Annotated in this window: 20 protein-coding genes, 2 tRNA genes and 1 pseudogene; 7 read left to right on the forward strand and 16 right to left on the reverse strand. The window is 49.1% G+C overall.

Going from position 1 to position 22,232, the window contains the following annotated elements; translation table 11 throughout:
- Positions 1-7 precede the first annotated feature (7 nt).
- From BIT28_RS21690 to BIT28_RS21725, 8 genes are all read right to left on the reverse strand, one after another.
- Positions 8-1,141 carry a Glu/Leu/Phe/Val family dehydrogenase gene (locus tag BIT28_RS21690; RefSeq protein WP_075767040.1) on the reverse strand — a complete coding sequence of 378 codons (1,134 nt, stop codon included), beginning with the start codon at positions 1,139-1,141 and terminating at the stop codon, positions 8-10.
- A gap of 152 nt (positions 1,142-1,293) precedes the next feature.
- Positions 1,294-1,378 (reverse strand) — tRNA-Leu (locus BIT28_RS21695).
- 176 nt (positions 1,379-1,554) lie between these two features.
- A complete protein-coding gene (locus BIT28_RS21700) occupies positions 1,555-2,565 on the reverse strand; it encodes a LacI family DNA-binding transcriptional regulator (protein WP_075767041.1) in 1,011 nt (336 codons plus the stop codon).
- A gap of 144 nt (positions 2,566-2,709) precedes the next feature.
- Positions 2,710-3,447, reverse strand: a complete 738-nt coding sequence (chbG, locus tag BIT28_RS21705) for a chitin disaccharide deacetylase (protein ID WP_075767042.1) — start codon at positions 3,445-3,447, stop codon at positions 2,710-2,712.
- A 66-nt stretch (positions 3,448-3,513) separates the two neighbouring features.
- Positions 3,514-4,827 carry a 6-phospho-beta-glucosidase gene (locus BIT28_RS21710; protein WP_075767043.1) on the reverse strand — a complete coding sequence of 438 codons (1,314 nt, stop codon included), beginning with the start codon at positions 4,825-4,827 and terminating at the stop codon, positions 3,514-3,516.
- 13 nt (positions 4,828-4,840) lie between these two features.
- On the reverse strand, positions 4,841-5,149 hold the full coding sequence (locus BIT28_RS21715) for a PTS lactose/cellobiose transporter subunit IIA (protein ID WP_075767044.1): 309 nt from the start codon (positions 5,147-5,149) through the stop codon (positions 4,841-4,843).
- 61 nt (positions 5,150-5,210) lie between these two features.
- Positions 5,211-6,542, reverse strand: a complete 1,332-nt coding sequence (locus tag BIT28_RS21720; RefSeq protein ID WP_075767045.1) for a PTS sugar transporter subunit IIC — start codon at positions 6,540-6,542, stop codon at positions 5,211-5,213.
- A 121-nt stretch (positions 6,543-6,663) separates the two neighbouring features.
- Positions 6,664-6,972 carry a PTS sugar transporter subunit IIB gene (locus tag BIT28_RS21725; RefSeq protein WP_075767046.1) on the reverse strand — a complete coding sequence of 103 codons (309 nt, stop codon included), beginning with the start codon at positions 6,970-6,972 and terminating at the stop codon, positions 6,664-6,666.
- 406 nt (positions 6,973-7,378) lie between these two features.
- Between BIT28_RS21725 and BIT28_RS21730 the strand changes: the two genes are divergently transcribed.
- A complete protein-coding gene (locus tag BIT28_RS21730) occupies positions 7,379-8,659 on the forward strand; it encodes a polysaccharide deacetylase family protein (protein ID WP_083652057.1) in 1,281 nt (426 codons plus the stop codon).
- A gap of 162 nt (positions 8,660-8,821) precedes the next feature.
- Here BIT28_RS21730 and BIT28_RS21735 read toward each other — a convergent pair.
- The 3 genes from BIT28_RS21735 to BIT28_RS21745 form a co-directional block, all read right to left on the reverse strand.
- Positions 8,822-8,906, reverse strand: a tRNA-Leu gene (locus BIT28_RS21735).
- 227 nt (positions 8,907-9,133) lie between these two features.
- Positions 9,134-9,523: a hypothetical protein gene (locus tag BIT28_RS21740; RefSeq protein WP_175577583.1), complete on the reverse strand. Its 390-nt coding sequence runs from the start codon at positions 9,521-9,523 to the stop codon at positions 9,134-9,136.
- Positions 9,486-9,692 (reverse strand): hypothetical protein, encoded by a 207-nt coding sequence (locus BIT28_RS21745; RefSeq protein ID WP_240152958.1) that lies wholly within the window; start codon positions 9,690-9,692, stop codon positions 9,486-9,488. Before BIT28_RS21745 ends, BIT28_RS21740 begins: the two co-directional genes overlap by 38 nt.
- Positions 9,693-9,931: 239 nt before the next feature.
- On the opposite strand from BIT28_RS21745, the gene BIT28_RS21750 reads away from it, so the two are divergent.
- Positions 9,932-10,426, forward strand: a complete 495-nt coding sequence (locus BIT28_RS21750) for an RDD family protein (RefSeq protein ID WP_075767050.1) — start codon at positions 9,932-9,934, stop codon at positions 10,424-10,426.
- 53 nt (positions 10,427-10,479) lie between these two features.
- On the opposite strand, the gene lptG is transcribed toward BIT28_RS21750, so the two are convergent.
- Both lptG and lptF read right to left on the reverse strand, forming a co-directional pair.
- The gene (gene lptG / locus BIT28_RS21755; RefSeq protein WP_075767051.1) at positions 10,480-11,550 is read right to left on the reverse strand and encodes an LPS export ABC transporter permease LptG; all 1,071 of its coding nucleotides are present in this window, start codon (positions 11,548-11,550) and stop codon (positions 10,480-10,482) included.
- Positions 11,550-12,650 carry an LPS export ABC transporter permease LptF gene (lptF, locus tag BIT28_RS21760; RefSeq protein WP_075767052.1) on the reverse strand — a complete coding sequence of 367 codons (1,101 nt, stop codon included), beginning with the start codon at positions 12,648-12,650 and terminating at the stop codon, positions 11,550-11,552. The genes lptG and lptF overlap by 1 nt, the downstream gene beginning before the upstream one ends.
- A gap of 193 nt (positions 12,651-12,843) precedes the next feature.
- Here lptF and pepA point away from each other — a divergent pair, with 193 nt between their 5' ends.
- The 5 genes and pseudogenes from pepA (at position 12,844) to BIT28_RS21785 (ending at position 19,231) form a co-directional block, all read left to right on the forward strand.
- Positions 12,844-14,352, forward strand: coding sequence for a leucyl aminopeptidase (pepA, locus tag BIT28_RS21765; RefSeq protein ID WP_075767053.1), 1,509 nt, complete (start codon positions 12,844-12,846; stop codon positions 14,350-14,352).
- Between the two features lie 51 nt (positions 14,353-14,403).
- Entirely contained in the window at positions 14,404-14,856 is a 453-nt protein-coding gene (locus BIT28_RS21770) for a DNA polymerase III subunit chi (RefSeq protein WP_075767054.1), read from the forward strand.
- A gap of 28 nt (positions 14,857-14,884) precedes the next feature.
- On the forward strand, positions 14,885-17,743 hold the full coding sequence (locus tag BIT28_RS21775; RefSeq protein ID WP_075767055.1) for a valine--tRNA ligase: 2,859 nt from the start codon (positions 14,885-14,887) through the stop codon (positions 17,741-17,743).
- Between the two features lie 252 nt (positions 17,744-17,995).
- Positions 17,996-18,157 (forward strand): annotated as a pseudogene (locus BIT28_RS21780) (DUF2061 domain-containing protein); the annotation flags it as partial.
- Between the two features lie 168 nt (positions 18,158-18,325).
- Positions 18,326-19,231, forward strand: a complete 906-nt coding sequence (locus tag BIT28_RS21785) for a bifunctional helix-turn-helix transcriptional regulator/GNAT family N-acetyltransferase (protein ID WP_075767057.1) — start codon at positions 18,326-18,328, stop codon at positions 19,229-19,231.
- A 70-nt stretch (positions 19,232-19,301) separates the two neighbouring features.
- On the opposite strand, the gene BIT28_RS21790 is transcribed toward BIT28_RS21785, so the two are convergent.
- The 3 genes from BIT28_RS21790 to rraB form a co-directional block, all read right to left on the reverse strand.
- Entirely contained in the window at positions 19,302-20,297 is a 996-nt protein-coding gene (locus BIT28_RS21790) for a M48 family metallopeptidase (RefSeq protein ID WP_075767058.1), read from the reverse strand.
- Positions 20,294-21,445 (reverse strand): YjgN family protein, encoded by a 1,152-nt coding sequence (locus tag BIT28_RS21795; protein WP_075767059.1) that lies wholly within the window; start codon positions 21,443-21,445, stop codon positions 20,294-20,296. Before BIT28_RS21795 ends, BIT28_RS21790 begins: the two co-directional genes overlap by 4 nt.
- A 340-nt stretch (positions 21,446-21,785) precedes the next feature.
- Positions 21,786-22,184 (reverse strand): ribonuclease E inhibitor RraB, encoded by a 399-nt coding sequence (gene rraB / locus BIT28_RS21800; protein WP_075767060.1) that lies wholly within the window; start codon positions 22,182-22,184, stop codon positions 21,786-21,788.
- Positions 22,185-22,232 lie beyond the last annotated feature (48 nt).

Here is a 22,232-nt window from a genome sequence, read left to right on the forward strand (position 1 = left end):
TATTAGCTCAAAGGAAGTGTGGCGCAGTCGAAAACAATGAGTAGCGCCGGTAAGCCATCGCCTTTTTCAAACGCTCTTTGGCCAGCGCTATCGCTGCTTCGCGGGGTGAAACAGATTGTGTTGTTATCCGGCAGAGCACCTCTTCGGTGTTGCGTTGCACCTTCTCTTGAATCGCATCAAAAGCGGCTGCTTGTGTCGCGCCATGATATTCCATCGAAGCGCAGATAACCCCGCCGGCATTGGCGATAAAATCAGGCAAGCACAATATGCCCTGCTGATGAAGATAAGCCTCGGCCTCTTTGCTACAGGGGATATTTGCTCCCTGGATCACCGCTCTGGTATTGAGCCGCTGAACATTCCCTTCATGAATAACATCCGGACGGGCGGCCGGAATCCAGAGGTCACATTCCTGCTCAATCAAATCATCCGCTGACACCATCGTCGCATCAGGGTATTCAGTCACTGACTTTCCCTGTGCCTTCAGCTCAATCAGAGCATCGATATCAAAACCGTTTTCATCGCAAATAGCTCCCCGGGAATCCGCCACACCGACTAATCGGGCCCCCTTTTCAACCAGAAATCGGCTGACATGCTTACCGACAGCCCCGAAGCCTTGCACCACAAACCGGGCACCTTGAATCGAGATCCCATATTTCTCAGCAACCACATCAACAGCATGACTCAGCCCCCAGCCAGTAGCCCCCAACGCATCAAGCGGAATGCCTCCCAACTCACGAGGCAAGCCGACAACTCGTCCGATTTCGTCCCGGATCCAGGCCATACACTCTTCGTCCATGCCCATATCCGGCGCAAAAATATAACTCTCCTCATTACGTAGCCCCTGGCAGAATGCCCGAACAACCGCCTGTTTTTCCGCTTTTGGCATTTTTGGATCAGCACAAATGACCGCCTTGCCACCGCCGTGAGGCAGCCCGGCCGCCGCATTTTTGAAGGTCATCGCCCGTGCCAGCCGGAAACATTCATCAATCGTGACATCCGGCGCCATTCGAATGCCACCGATTGAAGGTCCCAGCGCTACATTATCAACTACCAAAGCAGCTTTCAGAGACAGAGAAGGCTCATGCAGCTGAATCACCTTAAATGGGCCAAACTCATCTGCATATTTGAAACTTACATCCATATCCACCCTCGCCAGTGACAATTGCTGTACTTAAAAGGTAGCTACAAAAACACAACGCGAAGGAACAATATTAGGAATGACTTGAGCAAACAAAAAGGAGGGCCAGATACAACAAAGCCCCGACTGAAGTCGAGGCTTTGTCATATGAGATATGGTGCCCGAGGACGGACTTGAACCGTCACTCCCGAAGGAAACGGATTTTGAATCCGTCGTGTATACCAATTTCACCACTCGGGCAGGTGGCACTATTATACGTATACACAATTGATACACAATTACTTTTCTTCAATATTTGTTCAAAGAAAATGGGGAGCGGTCAAGCCGAAGTCACTCCTCTGTCGTAACACAGGAGCCATACGAATACCACCGATCGACGATCCAAGGGTGATATTGAAAGTAATTCAGAAGCTGGGTTATCCGCTCACAAACTCACGTCTATTCACACTGTTACGAATGCGTAATTCCGGCTCGAAATGCCGCTGTATACAGGCATCCTGTTGATTGATTTGACTCATTAGCAACCCAACAGCAACCTGTGCCATGTCACTGATAGGAAAGTGGACGGACGAAACGAAAGGGTACATAGTCGCACATAAATCGATACTATCGAAACTGATCAGTGAAAGCTGGCGCGGGATCTCGACATGGTGCTCATGGAAAAACTGCAGTGCCCCTTGCATCATTTCTTCACTGCAAGAAAACAGCGCCGTCATCTCCGGCGCCGTATGATATAGCTTTTGTGCGGCAAGATAACCACTTTCACGGCCATAGTTACCCTCAACCGTTAGCCGAGGATCAAGTGCTAATCCTGCATTTTTAAGCGCCTGTACATAGCCTTGATATCGTTGATTACAACTGGCGCGATTGCGCGGACCTGAAATACAGGCAATGTCGCTGTGCCCTTGCTCAACCAGGTAATCAACGGCCATCTTTGCAGCCAGGCTATGATCAAAAGTGATACACCGCGACTCCAACCCTTCGACGACACGATCGAGCAGGACAAACGGGGTAGGCTCTTGCGCCAGCTCCCGAAGTTCATCGTCACTTAAGTAACGGCTATTCAGGATGTAACCTTCACAACGGAGATCATGAAAGCGACGTATCGCTTCACGTTCGCCATCTGCACGCCGATGCCCCTGGGCGGTGATCAGAAATTTATCATGTTGATCCAGCTCAGCCTGGACCTGCTCCATCATTTCACCAAAAAAACCACCAGTGTAGTAGGTTACCAGCAAACCAGTCATATTTGATGAAGCTGTGGCCAATGAGCGGGCAATCGCACTCGGGCGATAATTTAGCTCGGCCATTGCGCGCTCTACTTTCCGCTTGGTGTCCGAGCGGAATTTCCCCTCGCCGTTAATGATCCTCGAAACCGTTGAACGGTGAACCCCCGCCAGGGATGCCACATCTTTAATACTTGCCATGGTTACTGCACTACCTCTAAAACCTGCTGAGTAACATAATGCTCGAGAATCAATTTCACTCTCACCACTATACCCCTCGACTATAGTACCAAGCCAAATTCACATAAAGCTGCTGACAATAGGTTTGATCACAATAATCTTAACTTACGAAGACAAAATGGAATAATCACTCACTGTAACGCCAAGTTCGTCTAATGCTTCAGACAAGTTACTATCGGTCAGGATATCAAGCTCTTTGGCCCGATAGGTATTGTAAGAGCTAACATCCATAAGAGCCTGATCAACATACGCCGGGTGGACCATGATTTCCAAAACATCACAGTTACCGCGGTGCCTGTTGATTATCTGCAGCACCTTATCCTGAGATATATTCTCGCCATAGAAGCTGTCATCAAAAGCATAGCGGCAATCATTCTGCGTTTTGCCATAAAACCCCGTCGCTCTCAACGGAACCTGGCAGTCACGCGCGATTTCTTGCACAACAGGCAAGATTTGCGGATGCATATGCGCATGGTGATGACTGTCGATATGACTGAGACTAAGTCCGGTCTCATTAAAGCGGGAAATTTGTGCAATGACCTCATCGGCAATCAGTTGCTGCGAGAAATTACGTTTTCGCCAAAACCCTTCCTTCATCTCGAACAATCCATCATCGCCGACCAGAAAGGGAATATCGGTTAGCGGCGCTCCGGCTGTGAAGCGTAAGTGAAGCCCAACCTTCAGCGCTGGCGATGAGGAGACCAAATCAACTGCATGCTTCTCTGCCTCCATACCGACCATTAGCGTTGTTGAACGCACAACACCAGACTGGCACGCATCAACAATTCCCAGGTTGACCCCAGGTGTCAAACCAAAATCATCGGCATTAAAAATAACATGCATAACAACCACCTAAAAAGAAGAGCAGCCGCCTGGTTTTCACCTGGCACACTGCTCTTTAGTTTCATACTACTGATTAAATTGCGGCAGATAATCGTGATTCGTTTTCAAAATATCGTCAAAAATTGCTTTCGCTTTGCTGATATCAGGAACCAAAGGGTTATTCGCCAACGCCATGAGCCCCTTGTCATAATCACCCAAAACGGCAGCCTCAACGGTAAGTTGCTCATAGGCTTTCACCTGACCAATCAAACCAATCACAGACGGACTCAGCTCTCCAATCATCAGTGGCCTGGCACCCCAGCTTCCAATCACGGAGCTGCACTCAATCACGGCATCATCAGGCAACGTCGCAATGGTTCCGTTATTACGTACGTTCACTACATGGATCGTCTTTAGATCGTTATAGATCGCATCAACCAGATTCAGTGATGCATCAGAATAGTAAGCACCACCTCGTTTTTCCAATTGCTCTGGTTTTTCTGCAAGATTTTCATTTTGATACAGATCAAACAGCTCTTGTTCCGTTTTCATCACCTGTTCTGCACGAGTTCCCTCGTTTTGGGAAGATTCCTTTTCTTCCGCCAGCATCGCATCAGTCTGATAGAAATAACGGTGGTAAGGGCATGGGATAGCCCCCAAGGCTTTCAGAAATGCCGGATCCCAAGGCTCTTCAAAAATATTCTTCATGCTGAAATTGGCACCATCACCGACTTTTTTCAGCACTTCTGCAGTAATATCCTTGCCATCAAGCCATGCGCGGTGGGCCCATACCAAATGGTTCAACCCTGCACACTCAAGCGACAGCTCTTCCGGCAAGCAATCCATCATCTCGGCAATCATCATCTTCATTGAGACGGGGACATTACACAATCCGATAGTTTTTACTTTGCTGTATTTCTGAACCGCTTCAGTCACCAGCCCTGCCGGATTGGTGAAATTAAGCATCCAGGCATTCGGGGCAAGTTCCTCGATATCCTTACAGATATCCAAGATAACAGGAATAGTCCGAAGCGCTTTGGCAAATCCACCTGGTCCCGTCGTCTCCTGGCCAATCACGTCATATTTTAATGGGATACGCTCATCATTCGCGCGAGCCTGTAGCCCACCGACACGAAACTGAGTCATGACAAAATCAGCATTTTCTATTGCAGCTCGGCGATCCAGCGAAGCTTTAATCGTGATATCAGCCCCCGCCTTTTCAACCATCCTCCGGGTCAGTGCCTCAATAATCTCGAGCTTATCCTGTCCAGCCTCGACATCGACAAAATGCATTTCTTTGACTGGCACACGGTCAAGCCTTTTCAAAACACCCTCAACCAACTCCGGCGTATAGCTGCTGCCACCGCCGATGATGGCCAGTTTTAGAGGTGATTTAGTCATAATCCATCCCTATTTATTTAGACATGTTTTCGTACATAGATACCATTTCATTGGTTAGCTCATGCGCCAAGATAGTCGTCATCAAGTGATCCTGGGCATGTACCATCACTAATGTCATCTTCACCTTACCTTCTCCCTGATCAGCTTCAATCAACTGAGTCTGGGTTAGGTGGGCACGGTTCAGACAATCTTTGGCTTGCTGTAGCAGCTCTCTGGCCTGTTCCAGTTCCTGCTTCTTCGCCTTGGCCAATGCCTCAAAACACAAGCTGCGTGCTTCACCGGCATTGACAATGATTTCCATAACAACTGCTTCCTGGTCCATTTTTCTCTCCTCGTGTAGGTAAAAAAGGGGCTACGGATAAACCCGTAGCCCAAGTACTAAATTATGCTGTCGCTGGAGTGCCTTCAGCGGCTTCCTCTTTAGAGCTATCAGCAACTTTCTTCTCATCTTCAAGCAACTGCTTCTCGAACATCTTGAAGAATGGTAGGTAAATAAGCAGGTCAATAACCAGAAGAGCCACAACCAGGAACACAGGTGCCAGTGTCCAGCCCGTACCCCAAGATGCGCCGATAATTGCTGGCGTTGTCCATGGTGTTGTTGCTACGCCCATACCGACAAGCCCCATCTTGACAGCTGTGAAGGCAATGATTGCATTCACAATTGGAGCTAGTAGGAAAGGAACAAATAGCATTGGGTTCATTACGATTGGCGCACCGAAAATGATTGGTTCGTTAATCTGGAAGAATCCAGGAACCGCACTCATGCGTCCCAAGCTGCGCAGGTGAACTGAGCGGCTGAATACCATCAAAATAGCCAAGGCCAAGGTTGCACCCGAACCACCAATGAAGATATAGAAGTCCCAGAACGGCTGAGTCAGTAGGTTTGGAATAGGCTCGCCTGCAACAAACGCTGCAGTGTTAGCGCCGATATTGGTCAGGAAGATTGGTGACAGCAGACCAACAACGATTGCAGCACCATGAATACCAGCAAACCATAGTAGCTGTGACAGTAGAAGCGCACCGATAATGGCAGGCAAAGTATTTGATGCACTAACTAGCGGTCTGAACAGATCCATCACCACATCAGGAATCAGCATACCTGACTGAGCCTGAACAAATAGGCTTAACGGGTACAGCGTCATGAACACAATCAAGACAGGGATAAGCATCTCAAAACAACGGGCAATTGCCGGTGGAACCTGTTCTGGCATTTTGATCGTGATGTTGTGTTTCTGCAGGAAGCGAACTAGTTCGACAGCAAAGAAAGCTGTCAATACTGCAGTAAAGATACCCGTTCCGCCCATGTGGTTTGCAGGTAGGGCACCATCGGTAACAGGTGCACAAATCAGCAAGAAGCTCATTAGCGACAAACATGCACAGGTAATACCGTCCATCATATAGGCGCGCGCCAAACTATAGGCAACACCCAAAGAGACGAATATCGTCATAATGCCCATCGACATATTGTAAGGCATCATAATTGCGTCAAAATTATTAGTCGCAAAATCTAGCCAAGCTCGACCGAATCCATTCGTTGTATCTTCAGCAAACGGGGGAAAAGCAAATATAAGAATAAAACTACCCACAATAATAAATGGCATTGCGGTAATAAAACCATCACGCATTGCCCGCACATGTATTTGTGAGCCGACTTTCGCCGCCAATGGGGCGATTGTATTTTCTACGACATTCATTAACTTATCGTAAAGCTTCATATGAACAATCCTTTTTAAAAAGATAAAGAATTCCACCCCATACTAATAATGCAGAGGAATAAAACTTTCCTTATTGAATATAAAAAGAATCAACCATCAGCGATGGTTGATTCAAATCAATTTATTTGGCCATTAATGAGAGAGCCTGATCCAGTACTTCGTCTCCTTTCATCATTCCATAAGCCATAGGAGAGATAGCATCAATTTTCTTTCCGTACTGACTCGCAATCTTTCTCAGGTCTTCAAGCTGGAAACGCACCTGAGGGCCAAGCAGACAGACATCAAACTCTTGAATAGCCTTGTCAAATGAACTCACAGACTGCGCTTCAATCTGACAATCAATGCCACGGGTTTTGGCTGACTGAACCATTTTCTGAACCAGCATGCTGGTTGACATGCCAGCACTACAACATAACAAAATCTTTTTCATCCCACTCTCCAGTTTTATTTTTACGCTGTCTAAGCGATATGAAAATTGTAACCAAATAAAAAAAAAGTAAAAGCGCAACCGGTTGCATTAACGTGAAGAGCTTCTCATTTTATAAAGTAATTAATCAATGCAAAATTTCAAAGAAATGAAAGGAAATATATTTTCAACAAACCATTCCAACCACTTTAATTGAAAATGTCCCGAAAGTGGGATGTGACTCGAAATATTAATGCGATAAAAGTATGGCTAGAGTAATTCAATGCATAGTGACGCGCAGATAGAGAATAACACTATGGATTATATCAATAAAAATCAGTGGTAATAATACTAGGCAATACAGGGCTAACTAATAGTATCGAGCCAGAGAATAATCTTATTTACCAACCAACCAATATGGAATATCGAAATGAAAAAGACACTTTTGTCCGTACTATGTACCGGTGCAATCCTTGCTACATCTGCGGCTGCACAGGCTGCGCCTAAAGGCACTATTTATCTAACCTTCGATGATGGCCCGGTCAACGCTTCAATTCCAGTTGTTGATGTACTAAACAAAGCCGGCATCAAAGCAACCTTCTATGTAAACTCCTGGCACCTGGACGGCATCGGTGACGAAAACGAAGACAAAGCCGTCGAAGCTCTGAAGTACATGCTTGATACTGGCCATGTTATCGCTAACCACAGTTATAACCACATGGTACATAACTGTGTCGAAGAGTTTGGTCCAAACAGTGCCGCTGAATGTAACGCGACAGGTGATCACCAGATCAACTCCTATCAGGATCCTGTTTTCGATGCATCAATGTTTGATGACAACCTGACTGTTATCGAAAAGCATCTTCCAACTGTTAACAGCTATCCAAATTACAAGGGTACAAGCCTGGCTCGACTACCGTACACCAACGGCTGGCGTGTCGCGAAAGACTTTAAAGCCGACGGCTTATGTGCAACCTCTGACGACCTGAAACCTTGGGAGCCTGGATACGTATGTGATACTGCTAACCCATCAAATAGCGTCAAAGCCAGCATTCAGGTTCAAGACATTCTAACCAATAAAGGGTATCAGACTCATGGTTGGGATCTGGACTGGGCACCTGAAAACTGGGGTATTCCTATGCCAGCCAACAGCCTGACAGAAGCCGATGCATTCTTGGGCTATGTTGATGCAGCACTTAATGCCTGTGCACCAACAACGATTGAGCCTATTAACTCAAAAGCTCAGGAGTTCCCATGTGGCACACCGCTTCATGCAGACAAAGTTATCGTACTTACCCATGACTTCCTATTCGAAGATGGCAAGCGTGGTATGGGCGCAACCAAAAACCTGCCTAAGCTAGAGAAGTTCCTACGTATCGCACAAGAAGCGGGCTATGTGTTTGACACCATGGATAACTACACACCGCTATGGGCTGTTGGCGCATCTTATGCCGAAGGTGACTATGTTGAGCACAATGGCATGGTTTACAAATCAGTGGCAGCTCACGTTGCACAAGATGACTGGGCACCGTCTGTAACTTCAACACTATGGACTAACGCAGAACCATCAACTATCTGGGCTGCTAACGTAAGCTACGTTGAGGGTGATGTTGTTGACTATATGGGCGCACGCTATCAGGTACTGACGGCACACGTATCACAGACAGACTGGACACCAGTCGCAGAGCCAACACTGTTCGTTAAGCTATAATCGCACCTAGCTAACAGAACAACTTCAATTCGCAGCGTGTATGTCTATGGCATACGCGCTGTTTCTGCTTGGAGTTGGAGTATATGTTTTATTATCGTCTTGAATAGCAAACAGCAGAAACAAAAAAGCCCCAGCGTTAGCTGAGGCTTTTTTGTTAAATCTTGGTGCCCGAGGACGGACTTGAACCGTCACTCCCGAAGGAAACGGATTTTGAATCCGTCGTGTATACCAATTTCACCACTCGGGCAGATGCAGCTCATTATACGTATCGAACCTTGGGGCGCAAGTATTTATTCAATACGGACAGTGTATTGATGTCTGCATGCTTTATATTTGACCAACNATGCAGCTCATTATACGTATCGAACCTTGGGGCGCAAGTATTTATTCAATACGGACAGTGTATTGATGTCTGCATGCTTTATATTTGACCAACAACCACTTAGCAAGGCTAAACCTTATACAACATGGTACTTACCTAAAATAGCAACGCAGTAAACCAACACTGTTGCGCAACCAGAGCTTTTTATTGCCCAAGGTAAATTGGTGCGGCCATACTGATGACAGGAAACCATCACGTCGGCTGATTTGCAAGACGGTATCCTCACCAATCTTAATCACAATAGACGGACAGATCACGGTTAAGTGGGACAAAGAAACCTTGGTATGAATAGTCCGTGGCAACTGCGACAGTACACGGGCAACGGCTGCCAATGTTGTGAGCCGTCTCAAAGTCAATAGAAGACCATCAGCCCGGGCTTCGAGGTGGACAGGCTCACCATCCACCTCGATATCCATCTCGCCCTGAATATACAATTGCATAGGGCTAATCCAGATTTCGTCCCCGGATGCTGATACTGCCATTGAACTTCCATACCGAGTGATCTGGTTTGTCGCCCGCTCCGCTGGGAACACTGACCTCGACATTATGAAAATCATACGTCAACTCCGCATGGCGCTCAGTCAACTTGTCATAAAGCGCTCCGGCCAAATCCGGCCAGTTGGTCGTATTCTTCACTTCTTCTGCCATCATGTTTCTCCTTATTAACTCACAGGGGCCTGAAAATTAAGGATAGCTGCAAAACGTCAATCCAGCGGCTTTTCCCCTCTCATTTCCGACAGTGCGGAGATTCCCGTTAACAGCGTTAGTTGTTACACTCCGTTCAGGAGACTGCTCTGCCGAAATCACCTTGCGAGGTACTCGCCAACTAGTAACAGCTTCCTAAATAACGATACAACAGCGCTGACAACCCATTGAGACGTGGTGAATTGATGAAACAGAAGAAACAACAGGACGTTAAACTGGCCAAGCAATATCCGGGGCTTTTGCGTCGCCTGGGGGCATGGCTTTATGACTCACTGGTCGTGGCTGCCGTACTGATGCTAGCTGGCGGCACAGCGATGGCATGTGTCGCTATCTTGCTCAACCTCGGCATACTCAATCTCGGCGACTATCAGGACGCAAGTGCCTATCTCACGGAACACCCTGTTGTTAGCATACTGTATACGGCGTATCTGGCCTTCGTCATCATTGGCTTTTTCACCTACTTCTGGTGCCGTGGCGGGCAGACAATCGGCATGCGGGCCTGGAAATTGCGACTGCAAAACAAAGACGGAAGCAACATTCGCCTGACTCAGGCGATGATCAGAATGGGCACCTCGGCTTTTGGCCTCGGCAACCTACTGGCTCCTTTTAACAAAGAAAAGCAGTCCTTTCAGGATATGATGGCCGAATGCGAAATGATCGTCCTGCCCAAGCCAAACTAACAGACCGCATCTGCTGCATCAAAAAAGGAGCCGATTGGCTCCTTTTTTGTCTGTTACAGCTTACGCCTTAGCAGGTAGACGGTAATAAACAGGAATACCAGGCTCGGACCAAGCGCCCCGATCATCGGGTGAAGCCGGTAAACTATACTCATCGGGCCGAACACTTCGTTGGATATATAGAAGGCAAAGCCAAATATCACCCCGGATAATACCCTGGCCCCCATCGTTACCGAACGCAACGGCCCAAAGACAAAAGACAGTGCCAGCAGCATCATAACGGCAATCGAGACCGGTTGCAGCGCCTTACGCCAGAAGGCCAGCTCATAGCGCGCCGCATCCTGTTTTGACTCTTTCAGATATGAAACATATTCATATACCCCGGATAAGGCCAGCTCCTCCGGTTTTACGGTAACCACTGCCAGCTTATCTGGCGTCAGTGTCGTCTTCCAGGGCAGAGTGGCATACTCCGTGTTCGATTGCTGAACATCAGTAATATCGGTAATGGTTACGTCTTCCAGCAACCACCCTTCCTGCTCATGATAGGAAGCACTCTTGGCAAACCACGTTTGGGCCAGCTCATTGTTGTCATCAAACTGCCAGACATTTACCGCATTCAAGTTGCTCTTCTCATGAACCTGGCCGATATAGATATAGTCATTAGCATCTTTGGCCCATACGCCCCGCTGGACAGACAGCATGCTTCCGCCCGATGTCCACAAAGCGCGTAGCTCACGGGCCGCCTTCTGCGCTTCGGGCGCGCCCCACTGACCCAGTAACGTCACAATCAGCATCAGCGGTACCGCCGTTTTTAGCACCGATAGCCCGATATCCAGCTTGGAATACCCAGCCGCCTGCATCACAACCAGCTCGGAGCTGGACGCCAATGTCCCCAGACCAATCAACGCGCCAAGCAATACGGCCATCGGGAAAAACATCTCGATATCACGCGGGGCACTGAGCAAGACGAAAGCCAGCGCCTTCCAGAGATCATAGGTGCCCTCACCGACCTTGCGCAGCTGCTCAACATATTTAATGATCGCCGACAGCCCCACCAAAGTTGACAGCGTCAGCGTCGTGGTCGCGATGATCGTTCGGCCAATGTACAAATCCAAAATCTTAAACATTAGCCACGTCTCCTTAATTTCTCTCTCAGCTGTCTAACCGGCAATGTATCCCAGACGTTTAACCCCACAGCAATAAGAAATATCATTAAGTTAATACTCCACAGGCCAATAGCCGGCGGTAGCGCCCCGTCTTCAAGCGAAGACTTACCGGCACTGATTGACAAAAAGTAAGTCAGGTAAATCAACACCGCCGGGAACAATTTGGCGAAACGTCCCTGCCGCGGGTTCACTGCAGACAGCGGGACCACCACCATCGTCAGCAAAGGAATACACAGGAACAACGACACCCGCCACTGGAACTCGGCCTGTGCCGCCAGCTCAGGGCGCTGCATCAACTCCAATGTCGGCAGGGCATCCCAGTCGCGGCTTTTTTCGCGTACCGCACGCTGGCCAATCAGCGCCTGATAGCCATCAAACTCCGTTACCGAATAATCAAGGCGAGTCGGAAAACCTTCATAGCGTGTGCCTTCCTGAAGATCCAAGACCTGACGACCATCTTCCAGCTCACTGACATAGCCTCGCTCTGCCACCATGACACTCGGCCGCATAGTATCCCGCGCGGTAATCTGGGCCACAAAAACGTTATGCAGGCGTGTTCCACTCTCGGTGATGTCATCAACAAACACCACGCCTTTTCCGTCAGGCGCAGCCTGAAACTGCCCCTTAACCAGCAGCTCAAGACCAGAATCGGCTTCGACCTGTTCCATCACCTTAGTTTCCTGCTCGACAGACCACGGCGCCAGCCACAACGAGTTAAAGGCTGCAAACGATCCGGTGATCACCGCCAGCCATAACGCTGCCTGGATCAGAAATTTGTTGCCAATACCCGTCGCATTCATCACGGTAATTTCACTCTCGGCATACAAACGGCCAAAAGTCAGCAAAATCCCGATATAGAGACTGAGTGGTAACATCAACAATGCCATTGACGGCATATACAGCCCCATCAAGGTCAAGATCAAATCACTGGGAATTGATCCCTCTGTGGCTGAAGCCAAAACTCGAATAAATTTTTGGCTGATAAAGACAAGAAAAAGTACAAAAAGAACCGCAAATTGGCTCTTTAATGTCTCACGTGTCAAATACCGAACAATAATCACGCTTTATATACCCATAGAAAACTTGTTTTTTTGCTGGAATCACTATAGTTTTTCGGTTAAGTAGTTATTTTTTAATCTTTCGGCTAAATGTTAACCTGCACTTTAATCCTATACCGAAACGGTAGTCCAGCAAGTAAGTGCGGTATTATCTAACATTTGGCTCTAATTGTCTTTATAGGATGTAGGAGTACGCATGGAGTTCAGTGTAAAAAGTGGTAGCCCCGAGAAACAGCGAAGTGCCTGTATTGTCGTCGGCGTCTTCGAACCACGTCGCCTCTCTCCGATTGCCGAGCAACTCGATAAAATCAGCGACGGCTATATCAGCTCCCTGCTGCGTCGTGGCGATTTAGAGGGTAAGCCGGGTCAGATGCTGCTGCTTCACCATGTACCAAACGTATTATCAGAGCGTGTATTACTGGTTGGTTGTGGTAAAGAGCGTGAACTTGATGAGCGTCAATACAAGCAAATCATCAAGAAAACTATCAGCACCCTAAATGAAACTGGTTCGATGGAAGCCGTTTGCTTCCTGACAGAATTACACGTCAAAGGCCGCGATACCTACTGGAAGGTACGCCAGGCTGTCGAAACGACCAAAGACAGCCTCTACACCTTTAACCAATTCAAGAGCAACAAGCCGGAAACTCGCCGTCCGCTGCGCAAGCTGGTCTTCAATGTCCCGACCCGCCGCGAGCTGTCGCTGGGCGAACGTGCTATTGCCCATGGCCTGGCCGTTGCCTCAGGTGTGAAAGCCGGTAAAGATCTTGGCAATATGCCACCAAATGTGGCAAACCCTGCCTATCTGGCTTCCCAGGCACGCCGCCTGGCGGATGACTTTGAAACAGTCAGCACCAAGATCATCGGTGAGCAAGAAATGAAAGAGCTGGGTATGACATCTTACCTGGCGGTTGGCCAAGGCTCGAAAAACGAAGCCATGATGTCAGTGATCGAATACAAAGGCAGCCCGGATCCTGATGCCAAGCCTATTGTTCTGGTCGGTAAAGGCCTGACTTTTGACTCCGGTGGTATTTCTATCAAGCCATCAGCCCAGATGGACGAGATGAAGTACGACATGTGCGGTGCTGCTACCGTCTTCGGTGCGATGAAGTCACTGGCCAAACTGAACTTGCCTATTAACGTCGTCGGTATCCTGGCTGGCTGTGAAAACATGCCGGGAGGCAGTGCCTACCGTCCGGGCGACATTCTGACAACCATGTCAGGCCAGACTGTTGAAGTATTAAATACCGATGCCGAAGGCCGACTGGTACTATGCGATGCACTGACCTATGTCGAGCGCTTCGAGCCAGAGTGTGTTGTCGATGTAGCCACCCTGACCGGTGCCTGTGTTGTTGCCCTAGGCAACCACATCAGCGGTTTGATTGCCAACCACAATCCACTCGCTCACGAGCTGATCAATGCTTCCGAGCAGGCGGGCGACCGCGCCTGGCGTCTGCCGATGTCAGATGAGTACCAGGAGCAGCTGAACAGCCCGTTTGCCGATATGGCGAACCTCGGCTCGCCAGGTGCCGGTACTATTACAGCTGGCTGCTTCCTGTCCCGCTTCACCAAGAAGTACAACTGGGCGCACCTGGATATCGCAGGAACGGCCTGGGTCGGCGGCAAGAACAAAGGCTCGACAGGACGACCTGTCCCATTACTGGTCCAGTTCCTACTCAACCGTGCCGGCCAGGAAAACGTCGAATAAATCAGACAACAAAGGGGCCGCAAGGCCCCTTTCTTTTTGAGAACAATCACCATGACTCATGCTACTTTTTATATTATCGATGACAAGCAAGTTGAAGCCGATAGCGACTATCAGCTTCACTTTGCCTGCCATCAGGCAGCATTGAGTTACAAGCAGGGACAAAAGGTCTACCTGTTAGCTGGTAGCAAAGAGCAAGCTGAACAGATAGATGAATACCTGTGGCAGCAAGAGCCGGACAACTTCGTTCCGCACAATCTCATTGGTGAAGGCCCCCGCGGTGGTTCGCCGGTCGAGATCGGCTGGCCGGGGTTACGCCACAGCGGGCGCCGGGGTATTCTGATTAATTTGAGTCAGGAAGCACCAAATTTTGCTGTTACCTTCTCACAAGTGGTAGACTTCGTTCCTTGCGATGAAAAACTCAAGCAGTTGGCCCGAGAGCGCTACAAGGCATATCGCCTTGCCGGCATTCAGTTACAGACCGCCACTGCCCCTGAGACGCCCTAATTCCCATATAGATCCTTCTAAGAGCGCTATGGAAAAGACATACAACCCACAATCAATCGAACAGGCGCTGTACCAGCGCTGGGAAGAGGCTGGTTACTTCAAGCCTCATGGTGACACATCTAAAGATGCCTACAGCATCATGATCCCGCCACCAAACGTCACAGGCAGCCTGCACATGGGCCACGCGTTTCAGGATACCATCATGGATACCCTGATCCGCTGTGAGCGCATGAAAGGCAAAAACACCCTTTGGCAAGTCGGTACTGACCACGCAGGTATCGCAACCCAAATGGTTGTGGAGCGTAAAATTGCAGCCGAAGAAGGCAAGACCAAGCACGATTACGGTCGTGATGCGTTCATCGACAAAATCTGGGAATGGAAGGGCGAATCAGGTGGCACTATCACCAAACAGCTTCGTCGCCTAGGTGCTTCTGTCGACTGGGACCGCGAGCGCTTTACCATGGACGACGGTCTGTCTAATGCCGTTCAGGAAGTATTTGTTCGTCTATACGAAGAAGACCTGATCTACCGCGGAAAGCGTCTGGTCAACTGGGATCCGAAGCTACACACCGCGATTTCGGATCTGGAAGTTGAAAACAAAGACAAGAAAGGCCACATGTGGCACTTCCGCTACCCGCTGGCGGATGGCGTGAAAACGGCCGAAGGCAAAGATTACATCGTTGTCGCAACCACGCGTCCGGAAACCATGCTGGGTGATACCGGTGTAGCAGTAAACCCTGAAGATCCTCGCTATAAAGATCTGATCGGCAAAGAAATCATTCTTCCTGTCGTAGACCGTCGCATCCCTATCGTGGGCGATGAGCACGCCGATATGGAAAAAGGCACGGGTTGTGTGAAAATCACCCCGGCACACGACTTTAATGACTACGAAGTAGGCAAGCGCCACAGCCTGCCAATGATCAACATCCTGACCTTCAATGCTGACATCCGTGACAGCGCTGAAGTCTTCACCACCAACGGTGAACCAAGCGATGCCTACAACACTGAGCTTCCTGCTAAATACCACGGTATGGAGCGTTTCGCTGCACGTAAGGCAATCGTCGCTGAGTTCGATGAACTAGGCCTGCTTGAAGAAATCAAAGATCACGACCTAACCGTCCCTTACGGTGACCGTGGTGGTGTGGTGATCGAGCCGATGCTGACCGACCAGTGGTACGTACGTGCGGCTCCGCTTGCAGAAACAGCCACCAAAGCCGTTGAAGACGGCGAAATCCAGTTCGTACCGAAGCAATACGAGAACATGTACTTCTCTTGGATGCGCGATATTCAGGACTGGTGTATCTCTCGTCAACTATGGTGGGGCCACCGTATCCCGGCCTGGTATGACAACGACGGTAACGTCTACGTTGGCCGTACCGAAGAAGAAGTTCGTGAGAACAACAATCTGGCTCCTGTTGTCGTACTGCGTCAGGACGACGACGTACTGGATACCTGGTTCTCTTCAGCGCTATGGACATTCGGTACCCAAGGCTGGCCTGAGCAGACAGAAGATCTGAAAACATTCCACCCTTCAGATGTACTAGTTACCGGCTTTGATATTATCTTCTTCTGGGTTGCCCGCATGATCATGATGACCATGCACTTCTGTAAAGATGAAAACGGCAAGCCTCAAGTACCGTTCAAGACAGTATACGTAACGGGCCTTATCCGTGACGAGAACGGCGACAAGATGTCGAAATCCAAGGGTAACGTTATCGACCCAATCGACATGATCGACGGTATCGGCCTTGAAGAACTGGTTGAGAAACGTTGTGGCAACATGATGCAGCCTCAGTTGGCAGCAAAAATCGAGAAGAACACCCGCAAGACCTTCGAGAACGGTATCGAAGCTTACGGTACCGATGCCCTACGCTTTACTCTGGCGGCAATGGCATCAACCGGCCGTGACATCAACTGGGACATGAAGCGCCTGGAAGGTTACCGTAACTTCTGTAACAAGCTATGGAACGCAAGTCGTTACGTACTGATGAATACAGAAGACCAAGATTGCGGCATGAAGGGCGGTGAGATGGAATTCTCATTGGCTGACAAGTGGATCGAATCTCAGTTCGAGCTGGCAGCGAAAGATTTCAACACTCATGTTGAAAACTACCGTCTGGATATGGCAGCAGGTACGATTTATGAGTTCATCTGGAACCAGTTCTGTGACTGGTACCTGGAGCTGACCAAGCCTGTACTGTGGAAAGGTACCGAAGCACAACAGCGTGCAACTCGTCATACGCTAATCACCGTGCTTGAGAAGACACTGCGTCTTGCTCACCCGGTTCTACCTTACATCACTGAATCTATCTGGCAGAGCGTGAAGCCGCTAGTAGACGGTGTTGAGGGTGAAACCATCATGACTCAGGCACTACCGCAGTTTAACGAGGCTAACTTCAACGAAGCAGCTATCGCTGACATCGAGTGGGTGAAAGCCTTTATCACCAGTATCCGTAACCTGCGTGCCGAGTACGATATCGCCCCGAGCAAGCCGCTTGATGTGATGCTAAAAGCAGCTGACGAAAACGATGCAGCTCGCCTGGAAGCAAACCGTACCGTACTGATGTCACTGGCCAAGCTGGAAGGTATCAAAGTACTGGCAGAGGGAGAAGAAACACCAGCGTGTGCAACCGCACTGGTTAGCACGTCTGAACTGATGATCCCGATGGCAGGTCTTATCGACAAAGATGCCGAGCTTGCTCGTCTTGCTGGCGAAGTGAAGAAGACCCAGGGCGAAATCAAACGCATCGAAGGCAAACTAGGTAACCAGGGTTTTGTTGCGAAAGCACCAGAAGCCGTTGTTGCCAAAGAGCGCGAGAAGCTTGAAAGCTACAAAGAAACGCTGATTAAGCTAGAAGAGCAGCAGACAACAATCGCTGCGCTGTAATCTCCAGCCTTAATATTAGAAGCGAAAGCCGACGAGCAATCGTCGGCTTTTTTATTTTCTGGCACCTGTAATACCAATCTGTACAACCAGCAACTCATCCCCCTTTTCAAGGGGGAGGTTGGGAGGGTAATTACTGCCTCCTCACCAACCTCCCCTTCAATAGCTTCCACCTATCAATTCAATAACAACAATTGATTTTTGTTATTGATAATTATTCGCAATAATAACGATATCAAGAGAGAGGAAGCCATCATGAAAAAGACCCTGAGCTTTGCCGTTATCCATTTTACAGTTGCCTTTAGCGTCGCATACCTTCTTACCGGTGATCTCCTGATAGGTAGTGTTATGGCGATGATAGAGCCTGCCATCAACACCATTGCGTATTACTTTCACGAACGGGTTTGGCAACATCGAGCGCATCGCCTCAATCAGGTACAGAGCCGAGAACACAATAACATTTTCAGGCTCATCAACTGCCAACACTCAATCACCTAAATGTGAGGCAAAGAAACACAGGACTTGACTTTGTTGCGCACCGCAATTAAATATAGTTGTACATCGCAACAACACAGGTTTAGCCACATGGATGCCAAAACATTAAGACAACTTTCTCGCCAGCTGGTCCGCCAACTCGGTATGCTAGACAACCACTGTGGCAGCATGGCCCTTACCCCGGTTCAGGCTCACACGCTTATCGAACTTGAGCACAGAGCTGCCACCGTCAATGAAATGGCCCACCGGCTTAATGTCGACAAATCCAATGCCAGCCGGACCTTGGCTATTTTACTCAATCAGGGACTGGTGCAATCTGTCCCCAACCCACTCGATAAACGCAGCCAGATCTTTGAGCTCACAACGCCAGGTAGAGACAAACTCACCGCCCTCCACCAGCAACTCAACACACAGGTCGATAACTGGCTGGATCAGATGGATACCGATGAGATCGACCGGCTCGGAGCCAGCCTAAAGCGATACACCAAATCCATGCAGGCCACCTCCCGACAAGAAGGGTATGAGATCCGGCAACTAAACCCGCTCGACAACGCGGCTGTGGCTGCGGTGATCCGCCGCGTCTCGGCAGAGTACGGCCTGACAGCAGATAAAGGCTACGGCGTTGCCGACCCAACCCTGGACACCATGAGCGAGGTGTATCAGCATGACGGCAGCCGATATTGGGTGATTGAGCACAATAACCGCATTTTAGGTGGCGGCGGAGTTGCTCCACTGGCAGGAGAAGATAAGATTTGCGAGCTGCAGAAAATGTATTTTCTCCCCGAACTAAGAGGCCGGGGGCTGGCTCGCAAACTGGCGGTTACAGCCCTCAGGTTTGCACGCGAGCAGGGCTACCAGGGCTGCTACCTCGAAACGACCGCCAATCTCACCGAGGCCATCGCGCTCTACCAGTCACTTGGGTTTGTCAAAATCTCCCACCCGATGGGCAACACCGGTCATGATGCCTGTGAGGTACGGATGTTGAAGACATTCTAAGCACAATAAAAAAGCTGGCGAAAGCCAGCTTTGAGGTAACGAGTTCAAGAGATACTTCGTTGATAGCGCCTTATTGCGACAACCCTTCTATCCGTGACTCCAGCTCAGGGTGAGTGCTGAGCCACTCCGGCAGCTCGCCACTGCCCGCTGTCTCATTGAGCAACTCAAACATCTGCCGCATCGGAACGACCGAGCCATATAGGCGCACCATCTGCCCGGCGGCATATTCATCAGCTTCTTCTTCCGCAGTGCGCGAATAGCCCTGAGTCACCAGAAACACACCGATACCACTGAACGTGTCAATCAGACCTGTACTTTCCCCGGTCACTACTGCAACAGCAGCAGAAAGAAGCGTAGAGCGCACCAGAGACTTCATCACATGCTGGTTCTGAATATGCCCTAGCTCATGCAATATAATACTGTCGAGTTGCTCTGAAGTCTCGGCCAGTTCAACTAAAGAATCAAAGACGATAACCGAACCATCACTGAGTGCCATCGCATTCGGCCCATTTCCCCAACGGCGAAAAACCAGCTTGGGCTGTACGGGTAGCGGCGGCAGGTTGGTATTCATCCGGGAGAAACGATCACTGATCGCGGTTTGCTGGCTCACCGTGAGCGCACTGGGCTCCAGCATATGCTCATCCAATGTTGCCAGCACATGCTCCCCGACAAGCTGCGGCACTTGTTCAGGCATCACCCTCACCAAGGCGCCGGTTAACCAAGGCACTCCATGGGTAAACATCAGCACGAACACCACCAACATGGCTGCCAGGCTGGCTGCTATCATAGGGATATTTCGTTCAACCCGGTGCAACCTCGATGACTTACCCGCCCCCAGCATACGCTCTAGCGACCGTGAATCATGAGCAATGAACTGCATCCCACCGGGAAAGGTCACCTTTATCGGCAAATTTCCCAATGGCTTACTGATCTCAAGTTCAGTCAATGACCACTCTTGCTGCCCCAGTTCTGTCACCAGCTGCAGTTGACCAGAAGGTAACAGCTGCACACTGGCGTCACGCTTCTCCGAGCTCCGCGGGGGATGACAAATGCCACTAACGATCATCCGATACCTATATTCAGATCAAAGGCATTGGCAACCTCGTCAGCGACTGCAGAGTCTGTGTCAGCATCGTTGCCTTCGACAACCAGTTTATCCAGGTCACCATTAACCACAGTCACATCAGCAATATAACGAGCCGTTCTGACTTTCACCCATGGACGAGCAAAGCCCAATGTGACAACAGTCAGCAGGAAGTTAGTCACCATCAATGACACCAAGCCCCAGGTTGTCATTCTGGAGCCCAGGCCATACTCCGGCTCACCATCAGATTTAATTTTTCCAAACAAATAGTTACGCAATCTGGCCTGTACAAAGCCCATAACAACAAGCATCGTCAGAACCATACCGGCATACGTCGCCATCATAATTACAATCATCCCGATAGATGGACCCTGATCGCTAATCTGACCGACGGCATCTAGCTCAGCCAGTAAAGAAGCCCCTCCGAAGACGACCCCGAGGATCAACCAAACCACGCAGATCCCTATCCCTAGCAAACCGCCGAGCAAATAGGTTTTAATATAAACCTTAAGCTCGACCTCCCCGCTAAACGCCCTGTCACCATAACGATAGCCATTAATAAAATACGACGCGACCTGAGCCGAGATCCATGCGTAAAGCACAAAACCCAGAACAAAGGTCAATAATCCCAGCACTACGCCACCTATCGGATAACTCATCCCAACCGAAGTTGTGAAAAAGAAGCACAATCCAATCAACAGATAGCAAAGCAAAGGCCAGCCGAGAAAAACACCGTAGGCGCCTTTCAGCGTCCCGACAAAATCAAAATGAACATTACGATAGCTCGTCACTCTGGCATCAAAGCGCGTATTGCCATGCACCAACCATGGCATTACCAGCATAAACGCCAGGAATAAGACAAGTGAAAACACCGGAAAGAAACTATTCGATACCAACCAGGCAATCACACCCAGCATGGCGACGATACGCCCTTTCAGGATTTGCATCGGCTTGGCATGGTAGTCAAACCTGTCACCCGCCAAATCGGTATTTCCGTAAAAGTACTTTTTGGTCCTGACCTTCGCCCAGGCGGAGTAAACCCCGAGGGTCACAATGCTGAGCAGAAGGTTAACAATCCAGATGCCGAAGAACTCGCGTCCCCGGCCGTAAAACCTAACCTGATTTTCCATTTTCTAAATTCCATTATTATTTTTAATTTTATTGACGATAAAACCCGTCCAACAAGATGCTGTATCAACAATTAATACATTCACCTAGGCAAACTAAGAACAACAAAGAATATCACAGCAATAAGCAACAGATATACCACAAACAAATATCATATTAGTGACTTATTTCTCAGTTATGGGCAAGCTCTCCTTGGCAGGAATAATCTATAAAATCAATCAATAAGATTTAGTTAAACAGGAGGAAAGGGGCAGAAGGATGGGGATGAAAAACAAAGCAACGCTGTAAACAAGGCACAAAAAAAGCTGGCCACTGCCAGCTTTCTCTTGGATGAGTCAAGGCTTACTCTTCACCTTCGATCTCTTCCTCATCGTCTTCACCCGACTCAAAGTATGTGCCCCAGCCGTCATAATCGATATTGTGCTTTTCAGCCAACTTGATCAGCTTTTCTGCTTGCTCATCAATCAGTTCAGCCTTCAGCGCAGACTCCATAACCGCATCAAAGCATACCACCTTGCCGCCGCCGTCTTCCGGAGCCAGTTCCAGTTCTTCGGCCTCTAGTACTTCAAAACCCATCTTAAAGGCTTCAACCGCGGCACCTTCTAGTTCCTCAAAGGTATCGGCAGAAAAATGATGTTCAATAGAATACAGAGAATCAGGATCGCTGCCGTCTTCCATCAATGCCGCAATAATATCGCGGGTTTCTTCTTTCTGCTCTTCAATCAGTTCTGCGTAAGACATGGGGTAACTCCAGCTGTGGAATAAAATTTCACGCAAATATCGCATGGA

It is taken from the genome of Photobacterium proteolyticum, from assembly GCF_001939735.1.
Lineage (GTDB): Bacteria > Pseudomonadota > Gammaproteobacteria > Enterobacterales > Vibrionaceae > Photobacterium > Photobacterium proteolyticum.

What these genes read in the sequence shown, in the direction of transcription:
- BIT28_RS21710 (WP_075767043.1), bottom strand. Translation starts at nt 4,827, where the DNA reads ATGACTAAATCACCTCTAAAACTGGCCATCATCGGCGGTGGCAGCAGC.
- chbG (WP_075767042.1), bottom strand. Translation starts at nt 3,447, where the DNA reads ATGCATGTTATTTTTAATGCCGATGATTTTGGTTTGACACCTGGGGTC.
- BIT28_RS21775 (WP_075767055.1), top strand. Translation starts at nt 14,885, where the DNA reads ATGGAAAAGACATACAACCCACAATCAATCGAACAGGCGCTGTACCAG.
- BIT28_RS21700 (WP_075767041.1), bottom strand. Translation starts at nt 2,565, where the DNA reads ATGGCAAGTATTAAAGATGTGGCATCCCTGGCGGGGGTTCACCGTTCA.
- BIT28_RS21690 (WP_075767040.1), bottom strand. Translation starts at nt 1,141, where the DNA reads ATGGATGTAAGTTTCAAATATGCAGATGAGTTTGGCCCATTTAAGGTG.
- BIT28_RS21770 (WP_075767054.1), top strand. Translation starts at nt 14,404, where the DNA reads ATGACTCATGCTACTTTTTATATTATCGATGACAAGCAAGTTGAAGCC.
- rraB (WP_075767060.1), bottom strand. Translation starts at nt 22,184, where the DNA reads ATGTCTTACGCAGAACTGATTGAAGAGCAGAAAGAAGAAACCCGCGAT.
- lptG (WP_075767051.1), bottom strand. Translation starts at nt 11,550, where the DNA reads ATGTTTAAGATTTTGGATTTGTACATTGGCCGAACGATCATCGCGACC.
- BIT28_RS21795 (WP_075767059.1), bottom strand. Translation starts at nt 21,445, where the DNA reads ATGGAAAATCAGGTTAGGTTTTACGGCCGGGGACGCGAGTTCTTCGGC.
- BIT28_RS21740 (WP_175577583.1), bottom strand. Translation starts at nt 9,523, where the DNA reads ATGGCAGTATCAGCATCCGGGGACGAAATCTGGATTAGCCCTATGCAA.
- BIT28_RS21750 (WP_075767050.1), top strand. Translation starts at nt 9,932, where the DNA reads ATGAAACAGAAGAAACAACAGGACGTTAAACTGGCCAAGCAATATCCG.
- BIT28_RS21790 (WP_075767058.1), bottom strand. Translation starts at nt 20,297, where the DNA reads ATGATCGTTAGTGGCATTTGTCATCCCCCGCGGAGCTCGGAGAAGCGT.
- pepA (WP_075767053.1), top strand. Translation starts at nt 12,844, where the DNA reads ATGGAGTTCAGTGTAAAAAGTGGTAGCCCCGAGAAACAGCGAAGTGCC.
- BIT28_RS21715 (WP_075767044.1), bottom strand. Translation starts at nt 5,149, where the DNA reads ATGGACCAGGAAGCAGTTGTTATGGAAATCATTGTCAATGCCGGTGAA.
- BIT28_RS21745 (WP_240152958.1), bottom strand. Translation starts at nt 9,692, where the DNA reads ATGATGGCAGAAGAAGTGAAGAATACGACCAACTGGCCGGATTTGGCC.
- BIT28_RS21785 (WP_075767057.1), top strand. Translation starts at nt 18,326, where the DNA reads ATGGATGCCAAAACATTAAGACAACTTTCTCGCCAGCTGGTCCGCCAA.
- BIT28_RS21730 (WP_083652057.1), top strand. Translation starts at nt 7,379, where the DNA reads ATGAAAAAGACACTTTTGTCCGTACTATGTACCGGTGCAATCCTTGCT.
- BIT28_RS21720 (WP_075767045.1), bottom strand. Translation starts at nt 6,542, where the DNA reads ATGAAGCTTTACGATAAGTTAATGAATGTCGTAGAAAATACAATCGCC.
- BIT28_RS21725 (WP_075767046.1), bottom strand. Translation starts at nt 6,972, where the DNA reads ATGAAAAAGATTTTGTTATGTTGTAGTGCTGGCATGTCAACCAGCATG.